2 protein-coding genes are annotated in these 1966 nt (G+C 43.2%); both read left to right on the top strand.

Annotated elements, in window-relative coordinates; translation table 11 throughout:
* Positions 1-535: 535 nt before the first annotated feature.
* Positions 536-667 carry a hypothetical protein gene (locus tag ACT3QP_RS14660; protein WP_444526007.1) on the top strand — a complete coding sequence of 44 codons (132 nt, stop codon included), beginning with the start codon at positions 536-538 and terminating at the stop codon, positions 665-667.
* A 931-nt stretch (positions 668-1598) separates the two neighbouring features.
* Positions 1599-1760, top strand: coding sequence for a hypothetical protein (locus tag ACT3QP_RS14655; RefSeq protein WP_444526006.1), 162 nt, complete (start codon positions 1599-1601; stop codon positions 1758-1760).
* Positions 1761-1966: the final 206 nt, after the last annotated feature.

Genomic DNA, 1966 nt, shown 5'->3' with positions numbered 1-1966 from the left:
TAAACCGTTGTATAAACCGTTGTATAAACCGTTGTATAAACCGTTGTATAAACCGTTGAATTTTAATTATCAACGGCTCACACGAAGTTCTATACTACGAAAAACTAGCAAAAACAGCATACTACGCTTCGCTGCGCCCAAAAATCGTCACCAAATAAGGCTGACGGGCTGAACGCCCTACCCTTATTTTGCGAGGTCTGGACGACCTCGCTGCCGCTTTTTAGTTGCCTTACACTTCGTTCCAGCGTAAACCTCCACTTCGTTACGGTTCACTCGGGGCCGCCAGTGGTTTCACCACTGACCTCGCACGTTTTTTACCCTTTTTGGGGTAGCAAAAAAAACGCCCGAGGTCAGTGCTTACTGACGGCGGGTTTCACCCCCAAAATCTATCGCCCAACTGGGGTTGGTCTGCACCTTAGCTGGACGCTAGTTGCCACGATTTCGGCTCCCCCACGCAGCCCACACTTGGGGTGATGGTCTGTGCATTTTCTGGACGAAAATACCCCCCTTTGGGGCTAAACATCGCCTAGGGGCGATGCAAAGAACTAACGCCCTTGCGGTTGTTGGGTCAGTATTGACCAGGACAGGCGAAAAAGACCGCCTGATCTTGGTCAATACTCGACCTCAGTCCAAGCAAAACAAACAAGAGTTGAACAATTTTGCATAGAAAAAGCCCTTAACGCTTGACACGTTAAGGGCTTTGTCGTTAGTATTCGTTAACGGTTACAGACGTTGGGGAACGACTGTAACGACCAAATAAGCATTCAGACTGCGTTATTTGACCAGCATATAGCCCGTTAAGGGTATTCTAAGGCACACACCGCCTGATTTGCAAGTCTAAATACACAAAACGCCTAACTCCCTATTTGATCGTTACATCGCCCCTATCGTCCTTTAACTGTTCCCTAGCAATGGGTGGCAGGCATCAGCGACGACTGCATTGTGTGGGTGATACGAAAGCTCCCGACAGGGGTGACTAGACATATTGAGCAGCGCAATGAGTGGCGTTTTAAGCGTATCTATAGCGGTATATTGGGGTTTATCCCCTTGCTAGCGTCAGAACGGCTTAAATCGCGGTTAAGAGCGTGTCTAGGCGGTGCTATCAGCCGTAATCTTAACAGGGTCAGCTTGATACAGTGATGACCTCCTGATGAGTGTCCCAAGTCGTGCCGAGGGCATGAGCAAACACCGTCAAGGTAACAACACTAAAGGGTTTGCAGTTTTTCAACTGTGAGTCCTTTAGGGTGAGTGTTCCCTGATTTCAGAACCCAGCCGAACCAAGAGCATATCAACAACAGACAAGCGATCAAGTGTTATATAGCCCCCTAGGCTATATAACATAGGCTTTTAAGAAAAAAAAACAAATAAAAAAAGCACTCAATCAGCAGATTGAGTGTAGGGATATTTGATAAAAAAATAAGGTTAAAAGATAGATAAGCTCAGCCATTGATTTTAAAGGCTTTCAAAGGATTTTATATATAATTAATATACAACACGTATATACCAAGTGTATATCAAGCATTTTTAAAAGGTTTTGATTGTGATTATACCTATACCGATTATATAATAGGTATATACCAAGTATATAAGGAATGACTATGGAAGCCCCAAAGGACAAGATGTTCACTGCTAAAGTTGATGAAAACCTGCTAAAAGCCTTTAAACATGCTTGCAATAACCAAGATACAACGGCCTCACAAGCTGTTAGAGCCTTCATGCGAGACTATGTTAAGAAGCATGGCCAAGCAAAACTGCTTTAAGAGCCTGGTGTATAAAATGGTGTATAAAGTGGTGTATAAAGTGGTGATTTAAAAAAATCACCACTTATCTGAACAGTTTATACACCAAAAATGGTCAGTCAGCGCAATATAATTTTGTTGTATAAACCAATGTATAATCCGATGTATAAACCGTTGTATAAACCGTTGTATAAACCGTTGTATAAACCGTTGTATAAACCGTTGTA

Source organism: Psychrobacter sp. AOP7-B1-24 (genome assembly GCF_052376215.1).
Classification (GTDB): Bacteria; Pseudomonadota; Gammaproteobacteria; order Pseudomonadales; family Moraxellaceae; genus Psychrobacter.
Note: the sequence above shows the minus strand (reverse complement) of the source record. Positions and strands in the feature narration are given on the sequence as shown.

Coding starts and splice junctions, on each gene's coding strand:
- ACT3QP_RS14660 (WP_444526007.1), top strand. CDS start 536: ATGCAAAGAACTAACGCCCTTGCGGTTGTTGGGTCAGTATTGACCAGG.
- ACT3QP_RS14655 (WP_444526006.1), top strand. CDS start 1,599: ATGGAAGCCCCAAAGGACAAGATGTTCACTGCTAAAGTTGATGAAAAC.